A 15,098-nucleotide genomic window follows, 5' to 3' on the forward strand; every position below is an offset into this window, starting at 1 on the left:
AACTATTCTCAAATAGCTGAGTCTTTTCACTCAGTATAACTTGCCAATACCACTTCGGTATATAAAGCCTAAAGAATACATCTGGAACATCATGATTAAAATACCAATGGATCACCATAATCAAATCTATTAAAATCAACAATTCCAAGTTCCTCGACTTCGTAATGATCATACTCCCGTTTTTTCAGATCATAATAGGAAATCTCCGCCGTTCTCAACAATAACTCTCAGCCCTTATGAACCGGTTCAACTACCTCCCATGTAGAAGCATTCGGAATGTCACTAAAAAATGGAATCATTTCACGACCTCCTTTTAATCAAACTGCTTCACAAAATAGAAAAATTTTCTTATTTATTTCTCAGAAGATTATTTTATTCAATTGATGTTGGAACAATAATAGTGTATGATGCATAGTATAGATCGAATACTGTATGACACATAGTAAGTATAAACGACTTCGACGTCCTCTTAAGGACAGCAAGCGTTTAAACCAAAAATATAAGAACAATTTATAAGAGATTATAAATCCTTATATTTTAAATAATGAGGTGGGTGAATGAGTACTTTATTAAATTCTTTAATCACAGAGCTTAGAAGAGGTACGTTAACGCTAGCCGTTTTAAGTCAATTACGAACGCCCCAGTATGGATATTCGCTCGTTCAATTGTTGGAGGAATCCAGCATCATCATCGATCAAAGCACCCTATATCCATTACTTCGCCGATTAGAGAAACAGGAATTAGTGACAAGCAGCTGGGACACATCCGAGAGCAGACCCCGTAAGTATTATGTTCTAAGTGACTATGGCGTAGAGATTTTTTTACAGCTAAAGGAAGAATGGCTTAAGAATTCGAAAGAACTCTACGGCCTATTACAAGGGGAGGATGACCATGAAGCTGATTGAGATTTACATTCATGAAGTTACTCGGAGGTTACCAGAACAAAATCGGGAAGACATCGCATTAGAATTACGATCAACCATCGAGGATATGTTACCGGATGATTATGACGAAAAAGAGGTAAAAGCCGTCCTTGAAAAATTGGGCAATCCAGCTATTTTAGCTAGTGAGTACCGCGATCAGCCCATGTATCTCATCGGCCCACGCTATTTCGATTTATATGTTACATTATTAAAAATGATTATACCCATCGCTGTAGTTGTTTCTTTAATCGCTCTGGTTGCTGATTACTTGATTGGCTATAGCGGCGATAAAACAGTTGCGGATATTGTTACTGCAGTTATAAGTACAGGAATTGGAACCTTTCTTGAAGTAGGAATCCAAGTCTTTTTTTGGATAACTGTTGTGTTCGCTATTATTGAACGGGCGGATAAAGGAAAGGAAGGTCACCCACTTACTACAAAATTAAGGAAATGGACTCCTGATGATTTGAAGGATATCGCGCTTGTCCATAAGAAAAAAGCAATTACAAGCTTCGAAGTGTTCGGAAGTTTACTGTGGACTGCCATTTGGGCTACTGTTTATTTTAATGCTGAACACCTGATCAGAGTCTATAGAGGCGGTGAAGGCGCACTTAACTTCGTGGCCCCAGCTTTTAATCAGCATGTATTACTTGATTATTGGCCTATTATTCTTATTGTGATCGGATTAGAAGTCGCGTTAACTATATATAAATTAATCAAGAGACAATGGACTAGAAAATTAGCATTATGTAATACGGCCCTTGAGCTCATTGTCCTTATTGTATTCGCTGTTATTCTTATAAATCCGAATGTATTTAACCAAGAATTCATTAACTACATGTCTAATTTATTAACCACTACAGCTAACCAATTTGAAACGGGGCTAGTAGGTGGAGGTATAGCAGTCTTGATTTTAGTTGCGATCCTCAATATATATGAAGGCTTCCGCAAGGCTCGCCTTTAGTATTCACAGAACGGCGATTCTCCTGTTATTTGGAGAATCGCCGCTTTGTTTTCTGACTCGTTGAATGCCTGCTTCAAATGCTTCAACAACTTCAACATTGTCAGCCTCCTCTGAGAGTTGCGGACCCAGATGACGTTATTTGCACATTTTCTGCCTTTGGAACAGGGCTTCGGACTCCAATGACGCTATTCCCTAGAATCAGCTCCATATCGCGGGTGTTTCAAGGCAATAGCGGCTATGCGGTCCGTTGGCATCCCAAAAGTGCGATATTTCTGGGTTTAGAGTCATCTGTGTCCGATAGGTGTTTCGTATGTGCAAATGTTGGCGAAGAATACGAAAAAAAGGAGTTGTCTCAGCAGCCATTCAGGGCATATGGGACAACTCCTTCTGATTTAATTAAATAGTTCAAGCTCGATAACCGTATCCATCTCATCAGGTAACATCGCGCCTTTTAATGTAATAAAAGCTCCACCGTCAACATCCGAATATTCCTCAGCCATCCACGGCACCTCCACCTTTAGCTCGGTACCATCACGTAGTAATCTAGCCTTATTAATCTTCCCTTTCAAGCCTTGGAAATAGATCGGGCCAATTCCACGGTCGTAGACATGCGCATACAATTTATTGCCCTTTTGCGTATAACGTCCCCACTCTGGCTTAGGTAGCGAAGACTTCCCGCATCCATAAATACTATCTTCATTAAGGCGCATCCACTCCCCAACTTCGTCAAGGATAACCAGGGATTCCCGTGTCATTTCACCTTTAGCATCTGGTCCAACATTGAGGAGCAGGTTACCATTCTTACTGATACATTCGACCATCGTACGAATGACTTGCTTGGTCGATTTATAATTCTTATCCTCGGAATGATAACCCCAGTTGTCATTCAGGGTAATGCAGGCTTCCCAAGGGATGGATTGGCCGTTTACGTCAACAATGCCGCCAGGCGGAATGATCTGCTCGGGGGAGAAGAAATCTCCAGCATACTCCTCAGGTTCTGCCGCACGAATATTGCCACCTAATCGATTGTCGATAATAATATCAGGTTGTATGGAACGAATCATCCGGATAAGCTCCGTCGCCTTCCACTTCTCCCCTGTCATATTATCGTAGGAGAAGTCAAACCACATAATGTCGATTTTACCGTAATTGGTGAGCAGTTCCTTTACTTGCCCATGCATATACTCCAAGTATCTATCGAAATCAATCGGCTTATCTTTGACCGCTTCGTTATCCCGATCAGGATGTGCCTTATCTCCATAACCGGGATAATCCTCATGGTGCCAGTCTATGATAGAGTAATATAGACCAACTGCAATACCTTCAGCACGGAAAGCGTCTACATATTCCCGCACTAGATCACGCCCAGCGGGCGTATTAGTCGCTTTGAAATCAGTCAGCTTACTATCGAACAGACAGAACCCGTCATGATGTTTGGTCGTAAGCACAGCATATTTCTGACCCGCAGCTTTGGCTGCACTTGCCCATTTCTTCGGGTCATATCGAGAGGCGTCAAATTCATCGAAATACGTCATGTAATGCTCTCTACTCATCCGCTCGTTGCCGCGTATCCATTCCCCTCTAGCAGGAATTGAATATAATCCCCAATGGATAAACATCCCGAACCTATCCTGTAAGAACCATTTCGTTCTTTCTTCTCTTGTACCCATCTCTCCAACTCCTCCGTTAATGAAAGCTGTGATCAATCATTCACTCCACCTAAGCGGTATGAAATAATGCAGCTGCTCCAATTAGGCCTACATCGTCTTTGAGAGCGGCAGGTTCAATTGTAAAAGTACCCTTATAAGGATCCATGACAAATAGCTCCGTCTTCTCCACCAGTGCAGGGAATAACAAATCTCCAGCCTTACTCACGCCTCCACCGATTACGATCCGATCAGGATTGAACGTATGTACTGCATTGGCTAGACCTAGTGCCATATAATGAATACTCCGGTCAATAACCTCAACGGCCACGGGATCGTTAAGTGCCATGGCTTCAAATACGTGCCGCGAAGTAATTTTTTCTCCATTTATATTAGCCAGTTCCGTAATCATCGACGGTCTGCTCTCCATACTTCGCAGCGCCATATCCCGAATCGCTGTGCCCGAAGCGAAAACTTCCCAGCAGCCGAATCTTCCACAGCTACATTCCGTTCCGTTCGGGTCAATAATATTATGACCTAGTTCACCAGCAAATGAATTTTTGCCAAGAAGCAGCTTGCCGTCAATGACGATACCTGCTCCAATTCCAGTGCTAAAGGTAACATAAACCATGTTGTCCGCACCTTTGCCAGCACCTCGGACATACTCGCCCCAAGCCGCAGCGTTCGCATCATTCACTACCTTTACTTCAACGCCTAGCTCCAACTCCATCCAGTGCTTCAGTGGGACATTATCCCACTCCGGAAGATTGGTGCCGTGAATAACGATCCCGTCCTGGCTATTTACAGCTCCGGGAGAAGCCAGACCCACTCCTGTGAGTGGTCGCCCTTCGGATACGGAGCGGATCATATCGATCATTCGCTGCACCACTTCTTTAGCGGTACGTGCCCCAGCCGTTTCCATCAATTCCCGTTTCAACACGGTCCCCTTTGAATCGAACAATGCTGCGGCAATTTTTGTGCCTCCTAAATCGATTCCAACTACGTAGCTCTCAACCTTCTGCATAACCCATTCACCTTTTCACTATCTATTATTAGCCGTTAGAATGAATACTCTCCGCTAACGCCCGTAAGGCTGCTGGATCGATTGGCGACAAAGCGTCTTTATCATAACGAACAGCCGACCCAAAATGCACTTCTGTTACTCCAGTCTGATGTATAAATGAAGTAATACCTTCCGGCTTCAGACCGCTTCCAGCCAGTATACTTACCGTTTTACCCCTTGATTCCTCGACTAGCTTCCGCATAGCAGGAATAGCTTCAGGTGCCGGACCTGGCCCGGCAGAAGTGAGTACACGCGTAATTTGCGGATACTTACAAAGCGTTCGATAACCTTCTATTTGATCCTTCAACTCATCAAAAGCACGGTGGAAGGTAACTTGCAATCCCTCGGTCAACGGCAATAACGTTTCAAGCGCTCGCTCGTCGATAGTCCCTTCCGGGGTTAACGCACCAAGCACAATCCCCGCCGCACCGCTGGCTGCAATTTGCTTTATCTCTGCTGCCATGGTCAAAATGTCATACTTTGAATAGCAAAAAGAACGGCTGTGCGGGCGAACCATAACAAACGCAGGAATGTTAACCGATTTGGCAACTTGTTGCACCAATCCTATCCCTGGTGTTAATCCGCCTTCCGTAATCGCAGTAATGAGCTCCAGGCGGTCAGCCCCGTTCGCTTCTGCTGTAAGGGCATCGTCCATACAGGTAGCGATGACTTCCAATCTCATAACTTTCCTCCACTCTTCCGGTTGTTATTGTTGTGCCTGTTTCATGACATAATCAGCGAGCAGTCGAGCACCATAGCCCGTTGCTCCAGCTTCTGAATACCCCACATCCTGTTTGTACTGAACCGTCCCAGCCATATCAATATGAACCCAGCTCAGCGATTCCGCTACAAAACGCCGTATAAAAAGCGCTGCTGTAATCGCACCTGCAAAAGGTGAAGTACTAACGTTGCGTAGATCAGCGTAATTGCTTCGAAGATCGACTTCGTATTCATCCATAAGCGGCATGGGCCACAGTCGTTCTCCATTGCGCTCACCGATTTCGACGAGGCTCTGCGTCATCTCTCCATCACCCCATATGCCGGCGATACCTAATCCTAACGCTGCGCCAACATTTCCAGTAAGCGTTGCAATATCAATGACCTTAGTTGCCCCGATATTTGCTGCATGAATAAGAGTATCCGCGATAATAAGCCGCCCCTCGCCATCCGTATTTGCAACCTGAACCGTCAGCCCATTAGGATAGCGTATAACAGACGATGGCAGCATTGCTTCAGCATCTGGTACGTTATCAACAACTGGGATCAACGCGGTCACATTTACATGAGCTTGATTCCTTACTAAAATATCCAGCGCCCCAATAACAGCTGCTGCCCCACCCATATCCATACGTGCATCGCTAATATCACTTGCGGTCTTAACATTCATCCCACCCAAATCGAAGGTAACACCTTTACCCACCAATGCCAGCATTGGCAATTCAGGGTTACTCTCATAGCGAATTTCAACGAGGGCTGGGGAGTGTTTACTGCCTGCTCCAACCGCCAGCAACCCATTCATCTGTAGGTCAACCAGCTCCTGCCCCCGGTAGACATGAACTTTCACTGCTGCGTTATCACGCTCGAAATATTCGACCATCCATTCTGCGAACCGATCCGGATTTAGAGTCCCGGGCACCTCATTCACCAGATCGCGAGCAACCACTGCTCCTTCAGCGCGCATGCGGCCAGTACTTAGTACAACTTCCAGTTCAAGCTTAGTCAGTTCAGGCCAATCAGCTGTCTGGAGCAGCAAATCAACTGAAATGTCTATTTTAGTAACACCACGATAGGTTTGAAAACGATATAATCCGAGAAGCCAGCCTTCAATCCATGCTTGAAGCTCATCCGCAGCGGAAATATTACTTTCTGCTGTCCTACGAACAAATGAAGCTGAATTTCTTCCTTCTCTTAGGGCTGTACGGGCGGCAGATCCCGCTGCTCGGCGAACTTTCTCAAGCGTAAGAGCCCGGCGTTTTCCCATTCCAATAGCTATCACATCGGACTCTTCCTCAGAGCGAGCATATAACCATGTCACACTGCCACTCTGTTTGTGAGCTTCTCCCAGCCGAAGAGGAAAAGTCTCCTCTTCATAGGCTAAGTAGATAAGCGTATCCGCCCCATTAGCGGAATCGAACAAGATATTCATAGCTGTCCCTTCTTTTCCGTAAAGTGTACTCACATTTTAAATTATCGTTCTAGTTTCAACATTTCTTCATCAAAGAGATGACAAGCGAGCTCATGACCTGGTTCAACTTCCCGGAATACAGGCGCATGTTGCTTACAGATTTCCATACAGGAAGGGCATCTTGTATGAAAACGACAGCCCGTCGGCGGATCAACGGGACTTGGAAGATCCCCTTTTAGAATAATGCGTTCCTTCTTCAAGCTTGGATCGGGCACGGGAACTGAAGATAGCAGCGCTTGGGTGTAAGGATGCAAGGGACGGTCATACAATGTATCCTTATCAGCCGTCTCCACAAGAGAACCCAGATACATAACCCCAATTCGATCACTAATATGCTCGACCACACTGAGATCATGAGAGATGAATAAATACGTCAGGCCATATTCCTCCTGCAAGTCCTGTAACAGATTCAACACTTGGGACTGAATCGATACATCCAGCGCTGACACGGGTTCATCCGCCACAATTAGACTTGGGCGAACGGACAGAGCCCGGGCAATCCCAATCCGTTGCCGCTGTCCACCGCTGAACTCAAACGCGAATCGCTCGGCGTGGAAACTGTTCAATCCAACGGTCTCTAGCAGTTCGCAAGCTAGTTTATCCCGTTCTTTAGAGGACAGCTTTGTATGAATAAGCAGGGGTTCGGCGACAAGATCCTTCACCTTCATGCGGGGATTAAGTGAAGCATAAGGGTCTTGAAACACCATCTGCATATCTTTGCGCAGAGGCCGCATCTGGTTGTCTGAGATATGGCTAATATTTTGTCCCTTAAACCATACTTCTCCATGATTGGGTTCCAGTAAGCGGGTCACCAGCCTGCCCGTAGTCGATTTCCCACAGCCACTTTCACCTACAAGGCTGAACGTTTCTCCCTTACGAATGGCGAATGAAATCCCATCAACGGCGTGTAAATATTTAGTCGTTCCGAAGAAGCCCTTCTTCACAGAAAACAACTTCTTCAAACCCTTAACCTCAATTAATGGAGTCTCTTTCATAAACATCCCGCTCCTTCCGTGTCCTCCTGCTGTGTAAGCCAACAACGGCTTTTGCGCTCTAGCCCCTCAATCGGAAGTAGCTCAGGTTCTTGCGACAGACAACGCTCCATGGCAAATTCGCAGCGTGGCGCAAACTTACAGCCGGCAGGCATTTGTGAAAGGTCTGGCACATTCCCTTTTATAGACTCCAAGCGATGTACATTCTGGCGCAGCTTAGGTACCGATTGAATCAATCCCCTGGTATACGGATGTTGCGGTCTGGCGAACAGCTCCTGAACAGAGGCTTCTTCCACCACACGACCTGCATACATAACAACTACCCGGTCACATAATTCGGCAACTACTCCAAGATCATGGGTAATGAGCAGCATTCCCATATCCTGTTCATCTTTCAACTGCTTCATCAGATCAAGAATTTGCGCTTGAATCGTTACATCGAGTGCGGTCGTGGGTTCATCGGCAATCAACAGCTTTGGATGACAAGACATGGCCATTGCAATCATAACCCGCTGTCTCATCCCGCCGGATAGTTGATGCGGATATTCATCGATTAATTCCTCTGCGCGAGGGATACCTACAAGCCGCAACATATGAATCGCATGCTCACGAGCCTTCTTGCGTCCATAACCCAAATGCAGTCTAATCGGCTCTGTTAATTGCAGCCCAATCCGCAGCACTGGATTAAGAGAGGTCATCGGCTCCTGAAAAATCATTGCCAGATCATTTCCCCGGATTTGGCGCATCTCCTTCTCAGAAATCTTCGTCAAATCCTTTCCTTCAAAACGCACAGAACCTTCAGAAATTCTGCCCGGCGTATCTTTAAGCAACCGCATGATCGATAATGAGGTTACACTTTTGCCACAACCAGATTCACCAACCAGGCCTAACACTTCGCCTTTTTTAATAGCAAAGTCTACCCCCGCAACCGCAGTTATACTTCCATCGCCGCGTTTGAACTCCGTTTTCAGCCCTTGTACATCCAACAAATGTTGAGTCATGTCTTGTCCCTCCTTAGTTTTTCATTTTGGGATCAAGAGCATCACGCAGTCCGTCCCCGACCAGGTTAAATGCAAGTACTGTTAAAAAGATGGCTATCCCCGGAAAATAAACGATATGTGGAGCAATACTTAAATAATCACGTCCCATACTTAACATTGCGCCCCAATCGGGCTCTGTTGTTTTTGCACCCATTCCGAGAAAGCTCAATGAAGCAGCGGCCAAGATCGCTCCGCCAATCTTCATGGATAGATTAACGATAATGCTGGGCACGGTCTCAGGAAAAATATGCCGCCAAATAATCCGGCGATGCTTCGCTCCCATGGAACGAGCCGCTTCCACAAACAATGTTTCTTTCGCAGATAGCGTTACGCTCCGAATAATTCGGGCGAACGATGGAGTACCAAAAACTGCAACTGCGATAACAACGTTGGATAGACCCGGACCGAGAATGGCGACGATCCCAATGGCAAGCAGCAAGTCAGGAAAAGAAAATAGTACATCACTGCCACGCATAATTATCCGATCTAGCCAACCGCCATAATATCCGCTTAACAGACCTAGGATAGTTCCAAGTACACCTGCGATTAAGACGGAACTGAGACTGACCGCTAAGGTTAAGCGAGTACCATCAATCAAACGGCTTAGAATATCACGGCCATATTCGTCTGTCCCGGCCCAATGTGCAGCAGAAGGACCTGCCATAAGAGCATCGTAGTTTGGTTCATCAGGATTATACGGGGTCAGAAATGGCCCGAAAATTGCAATTAGGAATAGCAATATAATAAAAAATGCGGCCACAAGGGGCATCTTTTGTTTACTGAACTTACGTAAAAAAACACCCATACGGCCTTTTGTTTTCTCCGGGGCCAGTACCTCTCCGGGTAATGGAGATTTTGCTCCCATCACCGCCGAATTGTCACTCATGATATCCCTCCTGATCCTAAATTCACCCTATAAATCTATTGAAATTCTGCTTCTTAGTCGCATTAGCTACTGAGAAAACCTTATTTTCGGATTAAGTACGCCATACAATAAATCTACTAATAGATTGATAAGAATAAATTGTGTAGCAAACAGAAGCAGTAAGGCTTGAATGACTGTATAATCCCGGAACAAAATGGAGTCTACTAGCAGCCTGCCAAGACCCGGAATACTGAATACCGTCTCAACCATTACAGAGCCGCCGAGCAGGAACCCAAACTGAAGTCCAGCTACGGTAACCACCTGAATCAAAGAGTTGCGCAGCGCATGCCTGCCGATAACAACATACTCGCGTAAGCCTTTTGCACGTCCTGTACGGATATAATCCTCCCGAAGAGTCTCCAGCATAGATGACCTAGAATAACGGGCCAACATAGACATAATCCCCATCCCGAGTGTAATGGAAGGAAGAATATAGGACTTCCAGGAATCAACACCACCCGTTGGAAACCAACCAAGCTCTACCGAGAAAATTTGAATGAGTACCAAGCCTAACCAAAATCCAGGAATAGACATCCCTGAAATGGCTGTCAACGTCCCTAAATGATCCGGCCACCGATTGCGATAAACGGCTGAAACCACGCCAATTAGAAGACCAATAATTAGAGCCCAGGCCATACTAAGAAAAGTCAGCCACAACGTAGGCATTACTCTGCTTTCCAGCATGTCAGTAACCGGGATCCCTGAACGGATCGAATTGCCCAGATTCCCACTTAGCAGATCACCCATGTAGTTTATGTATTGCTTCCACAAAGGCAGATTGAGACCCAGCTGCTCCTGAATTCCACGAATCTCTTCAAGCGTGGCATCTTTACCGGCAATAAGTCGGGCTGGATCGCCTGGGATTAAGTGAATAAACAAAAAGACAAGCACCGATACAATGAACAACAGCGGAATAACCCCGAGGAGTCTTTGTAAAGCATATCTACCCAACTCATAAGCCCCCTTCAGTATCGACAAATGATTTAGTGAGGCCGCTTCCCACCATACTACAGAAGCGGCCTCGTTCATTTCTTGGGATATTAAACCTAACGTTTGTTTAGCATTATTTCACTTCTGCATTCAGGACATTAATGGAACCATCCGGGAAGACCTTAACTCCTTCCAGATACGATCTTTTGCCTGAGATGATTTGGTCGACGCCCATGAATGCCCATGGAGCATCTTCCCAAATTGTTTTTTGAATATTGCCATAGATGGATTTAGCTGCTTCTGGATCAACAGATTTATTCGCCTCAGCGATCCATTTGTCTACATTTTCATTTTTGTAATAGGCTGTATTTGAGCCAGCAGGCGGGAACATTTCACTACTGAACAACCCTCTGGTTGCACCATCTGCATCTCCTGAAGACGGAGACCAGCTGACATACCACATTTGAATTTTTGCTTCTTCAGGTGTCTTAGCAGAGTTAATTTGGTCGGACAATGTGCCGCCTTCCATGGATTTCACGTCTACCTTAATCCCTACAAGTGCTAGCTGTTGCTGAATAAATTGCATACCCTTCATAGTTTCGGATTCATTTTCACCCCAAATTTCGGTTTCGAATCCATCAGGATAACCTGCTTCAGCAAGCAATTGTTTAGCTTTTTCAATGTCATAGTCATAACCTGTTTGCGGGGAATAGTATTGTGTTTTGGAAGACATCGTGGAATCAAGCTTAGCACCAAGACCCGATTTCACAACTTTGATATAAGCTTCTTTATTGATAGCATAGTTAATGGCTTGACGTACCTTCACATCATCAAAAGGTTTTTTCATCGTATTTAACGTTACATAACGGACGATTGTCGAATCGATGGTATCTACAGTAATTCCTTCAAGACCTTCAACCTCAGATACTTGCTCCGTTGGCATTGGATAAATAAAATCTGCCTCGCCGGTTTTCAGCATGGCTATCCGTGATCCATTCTCTGGTACAGGTCTAAAGGTCACACTATCCACTTTTGGCAAGCCCGCTTGCCAGTAATCAGGGTTCTTAACGACAACCAAGCGGTCGCCTTGCACCCATTCTTTGAACTTAAATGGTCCCGTCCCTACAGGATTTTTCGAAATATCGGTGCCATTTTCTTCTAAAGCTTTCGGACTAATAATAGGTGCCATAGCTACTTTATTTAAAAATGCGTTGTACGGCTCACTGAGTGTAATAACCACGGTTTTAGCATCAGGAGTCTCCACTTTCGCTACCTTTGCGAAGCTTTTGCGCAGTCTCAGATTGTTCTTCTCATCTTGAATACGGGCGATGTTTACTTTAACCGCTTCAGCATTAAAGTCAGTACCGTCTTGGAATTTAACATTCTCTTGCAGCGTGAACGTGTAGACCAACCCGTCTTCACTTATGGAATGGCTTGCGGCAAGAACAGGAACCACGTTCATATTCTCGTCAAAACCCATCAGACCTTCGTACATCGTTCTGGCAGCGCTGATTGAATGCGTATCGCTTGCGTTATGAGGGTCCAGCGTAATAAAGTTAGAATTGATGGCAATTACAATGTCTTTATCATTCTTTGTAGTTGGGGTGCTAGTTTCAGTTCCACCAGCAGTATTGCCGTTTTGTCCCTCGTTGCTCGCTTTGTTGCCGCACCCTGCAGTCACTACTACTGTAATAAGCAGCAGCATGAACATTGACCATACTTTTCCTTTTGCTTTCATTTTTTACACTCCCCTATTCAAACGATGTATTAGAAAAGCTTCTAGTCCGATTAATCACCAAACTTGAAGATTATTCTTGACCTTATGCTCTAGATCTCCCATTGAAATACAGCACGGCGTTCGCCGACTACAGTACCGCCATCATTAACAATCGTGTTAGGCACGAGTGCATATAGGCGATCAATTGTGTCTTGATTGCTGTAACCAATACGTTCTAGAATCGATGCGATAATACATGGCCAGACTTGTTCTGATCCGTCGGATACTTTCAGTGATATACCCATTCGTTCCTTACGGAGTCCGATACCGTATACCCCTTTTGCTCCACCCTTAGCCGTCAGATTGTCATCCTTCAGGAGCTCTGAGCATACAAATTTCGTGTCAGCAATCATAACCGGGTTATCGTTCATAAGTTTTGCAATGACAGCGGCTGCGTTACGTATATCCGTATCCTCAATCAAATCGGGACACGCTAGCTTTAGATAGGAATAAGCGATTTTATGAAGCGGAAGTGCGAAGATAGGAAGTCCACAGCCATCAATACCTTGCGGGATGGACGCTTTGGGAACTTCAGCGATATAAGCCATCATCTCAAGAATCTCCTGTTGTACAGGATGGTTAGGATCGTAATAAGTGTTTATATCCCAACCCATATATTTGCTAAGGCCCATTAACCCTGCATGTTTGCCTGAGCAGTTATGAAAGATTTTACGAGTGGGTTCATTTGCCCGGTGACGTTCTGCTTTGGCTTCTTCATTCAGCGGGTATGTAGAGCAGCAATGTAGTGACTCTTCTTTTAATCCCATTTTCTGAAAAAGAGCTTCAAGCGCTTCAATATGGAAGGCTTCTCCCCGGTGTGAAGCGGTAAACAGCGAAGCTTCTTTACTTGTCAAACCATATACTTCATCGATCCGGCGTTTCATTACCGGCAAAGCTTGGAATGGCTTAGCAGCAGAGCGAAGATAAGTCATATGCTCCGGATCGCCTGCTTTGTACAAAATGTTGCCCTTCTCATCAACTACACTAACTGCACCATAATGCACATTCTCCAGCAGGCCACCACGATATTCTTCTACCAATGTTGTAAATCCCATCTGTACAACCTCCCCAGCAGTAGTTAATTTAATCTAAGGCAAAAAATCGATTCTGCGATAAAAGTCCCGATCCAATAATTACACCCTTCTCATTTAGCAACGAGCGATGAATCGTAAAGGAACCACGAAGCGGCTCCCAGGTAAAGCGCGAGAGGTACAGCTGCTCAACTTCTTCATATATATCCGGGAATTTGTCCACGAGTTCTCCACTTAAAATCACGCTGTCGGGGTTATACATGCATACGACATTATTAATGGTGATGGCCATATACATGAGTGCACGGTCGATCAAGTGAATCGCCCATTGTTCTCCTGCATGTTTTGCTGCGAATAACTCCTCAATCGTACGGATCGGGCGAATCCGATTAGCTTCAGATAATAAAGAACTGATATTTATATAGGTCTGTAAACAGCCCGCTTTGCCGCACTCACACATCATTCCGTTAGGATCCACTGTCGTATGCCCAATTTCACCCGCACTGTTCATCACCCCTCGATAAATCTCTCCCTCGAGAATCATCGCAGAGCCCACGCCTTGACCGAAACCCAATAATGCCGTACGGCTGGAGCCGACTGCAGCTCCTTTAAGATGTTCAGCAAGAGCCCTTACTTTCAGCTCATTGTCCAAAGCGATTTCAAAACCTGTCAGCTCTTTCAAGCGTTTGGCTAACGGCACATTTTTCCATCCTAGCTGAACAGAGAAGACAACAATTCCTTCTTCGTTATTCACAATGCCAGGAAGTCCAACGCCAATACCCACGATGCGTGTTCTGTCAATCACATGCTGCTGGAACAATTGCTCAATGGCTTCATGAATCCGTTCCAGCGTTCGATCCGGGCTTTCGTCTGGTGTACGGGGAAATTGACTACTGCAGATAAGCTGTCCTTGTAAGTCCACAATTCCAATAGACATAAGACTGCGATCCAGTTCAACGCCAACCGATAATACAGAAGCGTCCATCATACCTATTAACGTTGATTTCCGACCTAATCCTGATGATACCTGCTCTGAATCGAGTAAATATCCTTCCTCCGTCAACTCTCCGACAATTCGACTTACAGTCGTAGGACTCATACCAGTCTGTTTAGCAATAGAAGCGCGAGAAATCGGTTGTTGATTTTTTATAATTTCGAAAACCGTTAAACGATTTTGTCGCTTCATAAAATCCTGATCGTGCTTTTTCACGGGCATTCTCCTAATTATTTTCTCCAGTGCATTAATTGGATTAATAAACCACAAAAACAAGAAAATATTTGCAAATAAAGCGCTGATAATGTATTCTTTGATTTAAATTTTAATTTAGTTTCTCCAGTGATGGGATTAATAATAAAGGGTCATGGTTTATGTGTCAATATAAATGACATATTTTTTATTTAAAAATAAATGTAAGCGGTTAACGAAAGATAACCAACACAAAAACCACTCAATATATAACACAGACATAACATATAAGCCCATGAATTAGCATTTAATTTGAATCTTGAACCTAATAATTGGAATAGAAAGACTGAAAGTGGTATTTTGCTTGGATTAATGTGAGGGTGTGTGAATCGATGGTAAATTGAAGGTAACACTCGCATCAAAAGGAAACTCTCAA

At 44.7% G+C, this 15,098-nt stretch carries 14 protein-coding genes; 2 read left to right on the plus strand and 12 right to left on the minus strand.

Annotated features, from left to right (window positions below):
* Positions 1-95: 95 nt before the first annotated feature.
* The gene (locus tag MHB37_RS20865) at positions 96-221 is read right to left on the minus strand and encodes a hypothetical protein (RefSeq protein WP_405168452.1); all 126 of its coding nucleotides are present in this window, start codon (positions 219-221) and stop codon (positions 96-98) included.
* A gap of 336 nt (positions 222-557) precedes the next feature.
* Here MHB37_RS20865 and MHB37_RS20870 point away from each other — a divergent pair, with 336 nt between their 5' ends.
* Entirely contained in the window at positions 558-905 is a 348-nt protein-coding gene (locus MHB37_RS20870; protein WP_076129886.1) for a PadR family transcriptional regulator, read from the plus strand.
* Complete coding sequence (locus MHB37_RS20875; protein WP_405168453.1) at positions 892-1,887, plus strand: HAAS signaling domain-containing protein; 996 nt, start codon at positions 892-894, stop codon at positions 1,885-1,887. The genes MHB37_RS20870 and MHB37_RS20875 overlap by 14 nt, the downstream gene beginning before the upstream one ends.
* Before the next feature lie 392 nt (positions 1,888-2,279).
* On the opposite strand, the gene MHB37_RS20880 is transcribed toward MHB37_RS20875, so the two are convergent.
* The 11 genes from MHB37_RS20880 to MHB37_RS20930 form a co-directional block, all read right to left on the minus strand.
* The gene (locus MHB37_RS20880; RefSeq protein WP_405168454.1) at positions 2,280-3,557 is read right to left on the minus strand and encodes an alpha-L-fucosidase; all 1,278 of its coding nucleotides are present in this window, start codon (positions 3,555-3,557) and stop codon (positions 2,280-2,282) included.
* Positions 3,558-3,606: 49 nt separating this feature from the next.
* Positions 3,607-4,557 carry an ROK family protein gene (locus MHB37_RS20885; RefSeq protein ID WP_341138460.1) on the minus strand — a complete coding sequence of 317 codons (951 nt, stop codon included), beginning with the start codon at positions 4,555-4,557 and terminating at the stop codon, positions 3,607-3,609.
* A gap of 28 nt (positions 4,558-4,585) precedes the next feature.
* Entirely contained in the window at positions 4,586-5,278 is a 693-nt protein-coding gene (locus MHB37_RS20890) for a copper homeostasis protein CutC (RefSeq protein WP_076183112.1), read from the minus strand.
* A 24-nt stretch (positions 5,279-5,302) separates the two neighbouring features.
* Positions 5,303-6,742, minus strand: a complete 1,440-nt coding sequence (locus MHB37_RS20895) for a leucyl aminopeptidase family protein (protein WP_339168680.1) — start codon at positions 6,740-6,742, stop codon at positions 5,303-5,305.
* A gap of 41 nt (positions 6,743-6,783) precedes the next feature.
* Entirely contained in the window at positions 6,784-7,776 is a 993-nt protein-coding gene (locus MHB37_RS20900; RefSeq protein WP_339168682.1) for a dipeptide ABC transporter ATP-binding protein, read from the minus strand.
* Complete coding sequence (locus MHB37_RS20905; RefSeq protein ID WP_076278748.1) at positions 7,773-8,774, minus strand: ABC transporter ATP-binding protein; 1,002 nt, start codon at positions 8,772-8,774, stop codon at positions 7,773-7,775. The genes MHB37_RS20900 and MHB37_RS20905 overlap by 4 nt, the downstream gene beginning before the upstream one ends.
* A gap of 13 nt (positions 8,775-8,787) precedes the next feature.
* Positions 8,788-9,618, minus strand: coding sequence for an ABC transporter permease (locus MHB37_RS20910; RefSeq protein WP_370510612.1), 831 nt, complete (start codon positions 9,616-9,618; stop codon positions 8,788-8,790).
* 147 nt (positions 9,619-9,765) lie between these two features.
* Positions 9,766-10,689, minus strand: a complete 924-nt coding sequence (locus MHB37_RS20915) for an ABC transporter permease subunit (protein ID WP_036689023.1) — start codon at positions 10,687-10,689, stop codon at positions 9,766-9,768.
* Between the two features lie 112 nt (positions 10,690-10,801).
* Positions 10,802-12,406 carry a glutathione ABC transporter substrate-binding protein gene (locus MHB37_RS20920; protein WP_076141089.1) on the minus strand — a complete coding sequence of 535 codons (1,605 nt, stop codon included), beginning with the start codon at positions 12,404-12,406 and terminating at the stop codon, positions 10,802-10,804.
* An 89-nt stretch (positions 12,407-12,495) separates the two neighbouring features.
* Positions 12,496-13,500, minus strand: a complete 1,005-nt coding sequence (locus tag MHB37_RS20925; protein WP_076190548.1) for an asparaginase — start codon at positions 13,498-13,500, stop codon at positions 12,496-12,498.
* A 28-nt stretch (positions 13,501-13,528) separates the two neighbouring features.
* Positions 13,529-14,686 (minus strand): ROK family transcriptional regulator, encoded by a 1,158-nt coding sequence (locus tag MHB37_RS20930; protein ID WP_405168455.1) that lies wholly within the window; start codon positions 14,684-14,686, stop codon positions 13,529-13,531.
* Between the last annotated feature and the right edge of the window lie 412 nt (positions 14,687-15,098).

Origin of the sequence: Paenibacillus sp. FSL H3-0286, from assembly GCF_045040705.1 — a bacterium.
Lineage (GTDB): Bacteria > Bacillota > Bacilli > Paenibacillales > Paenibacillaceae > Paenibacillus_AQ > Paenibacillus_AQ odorifer.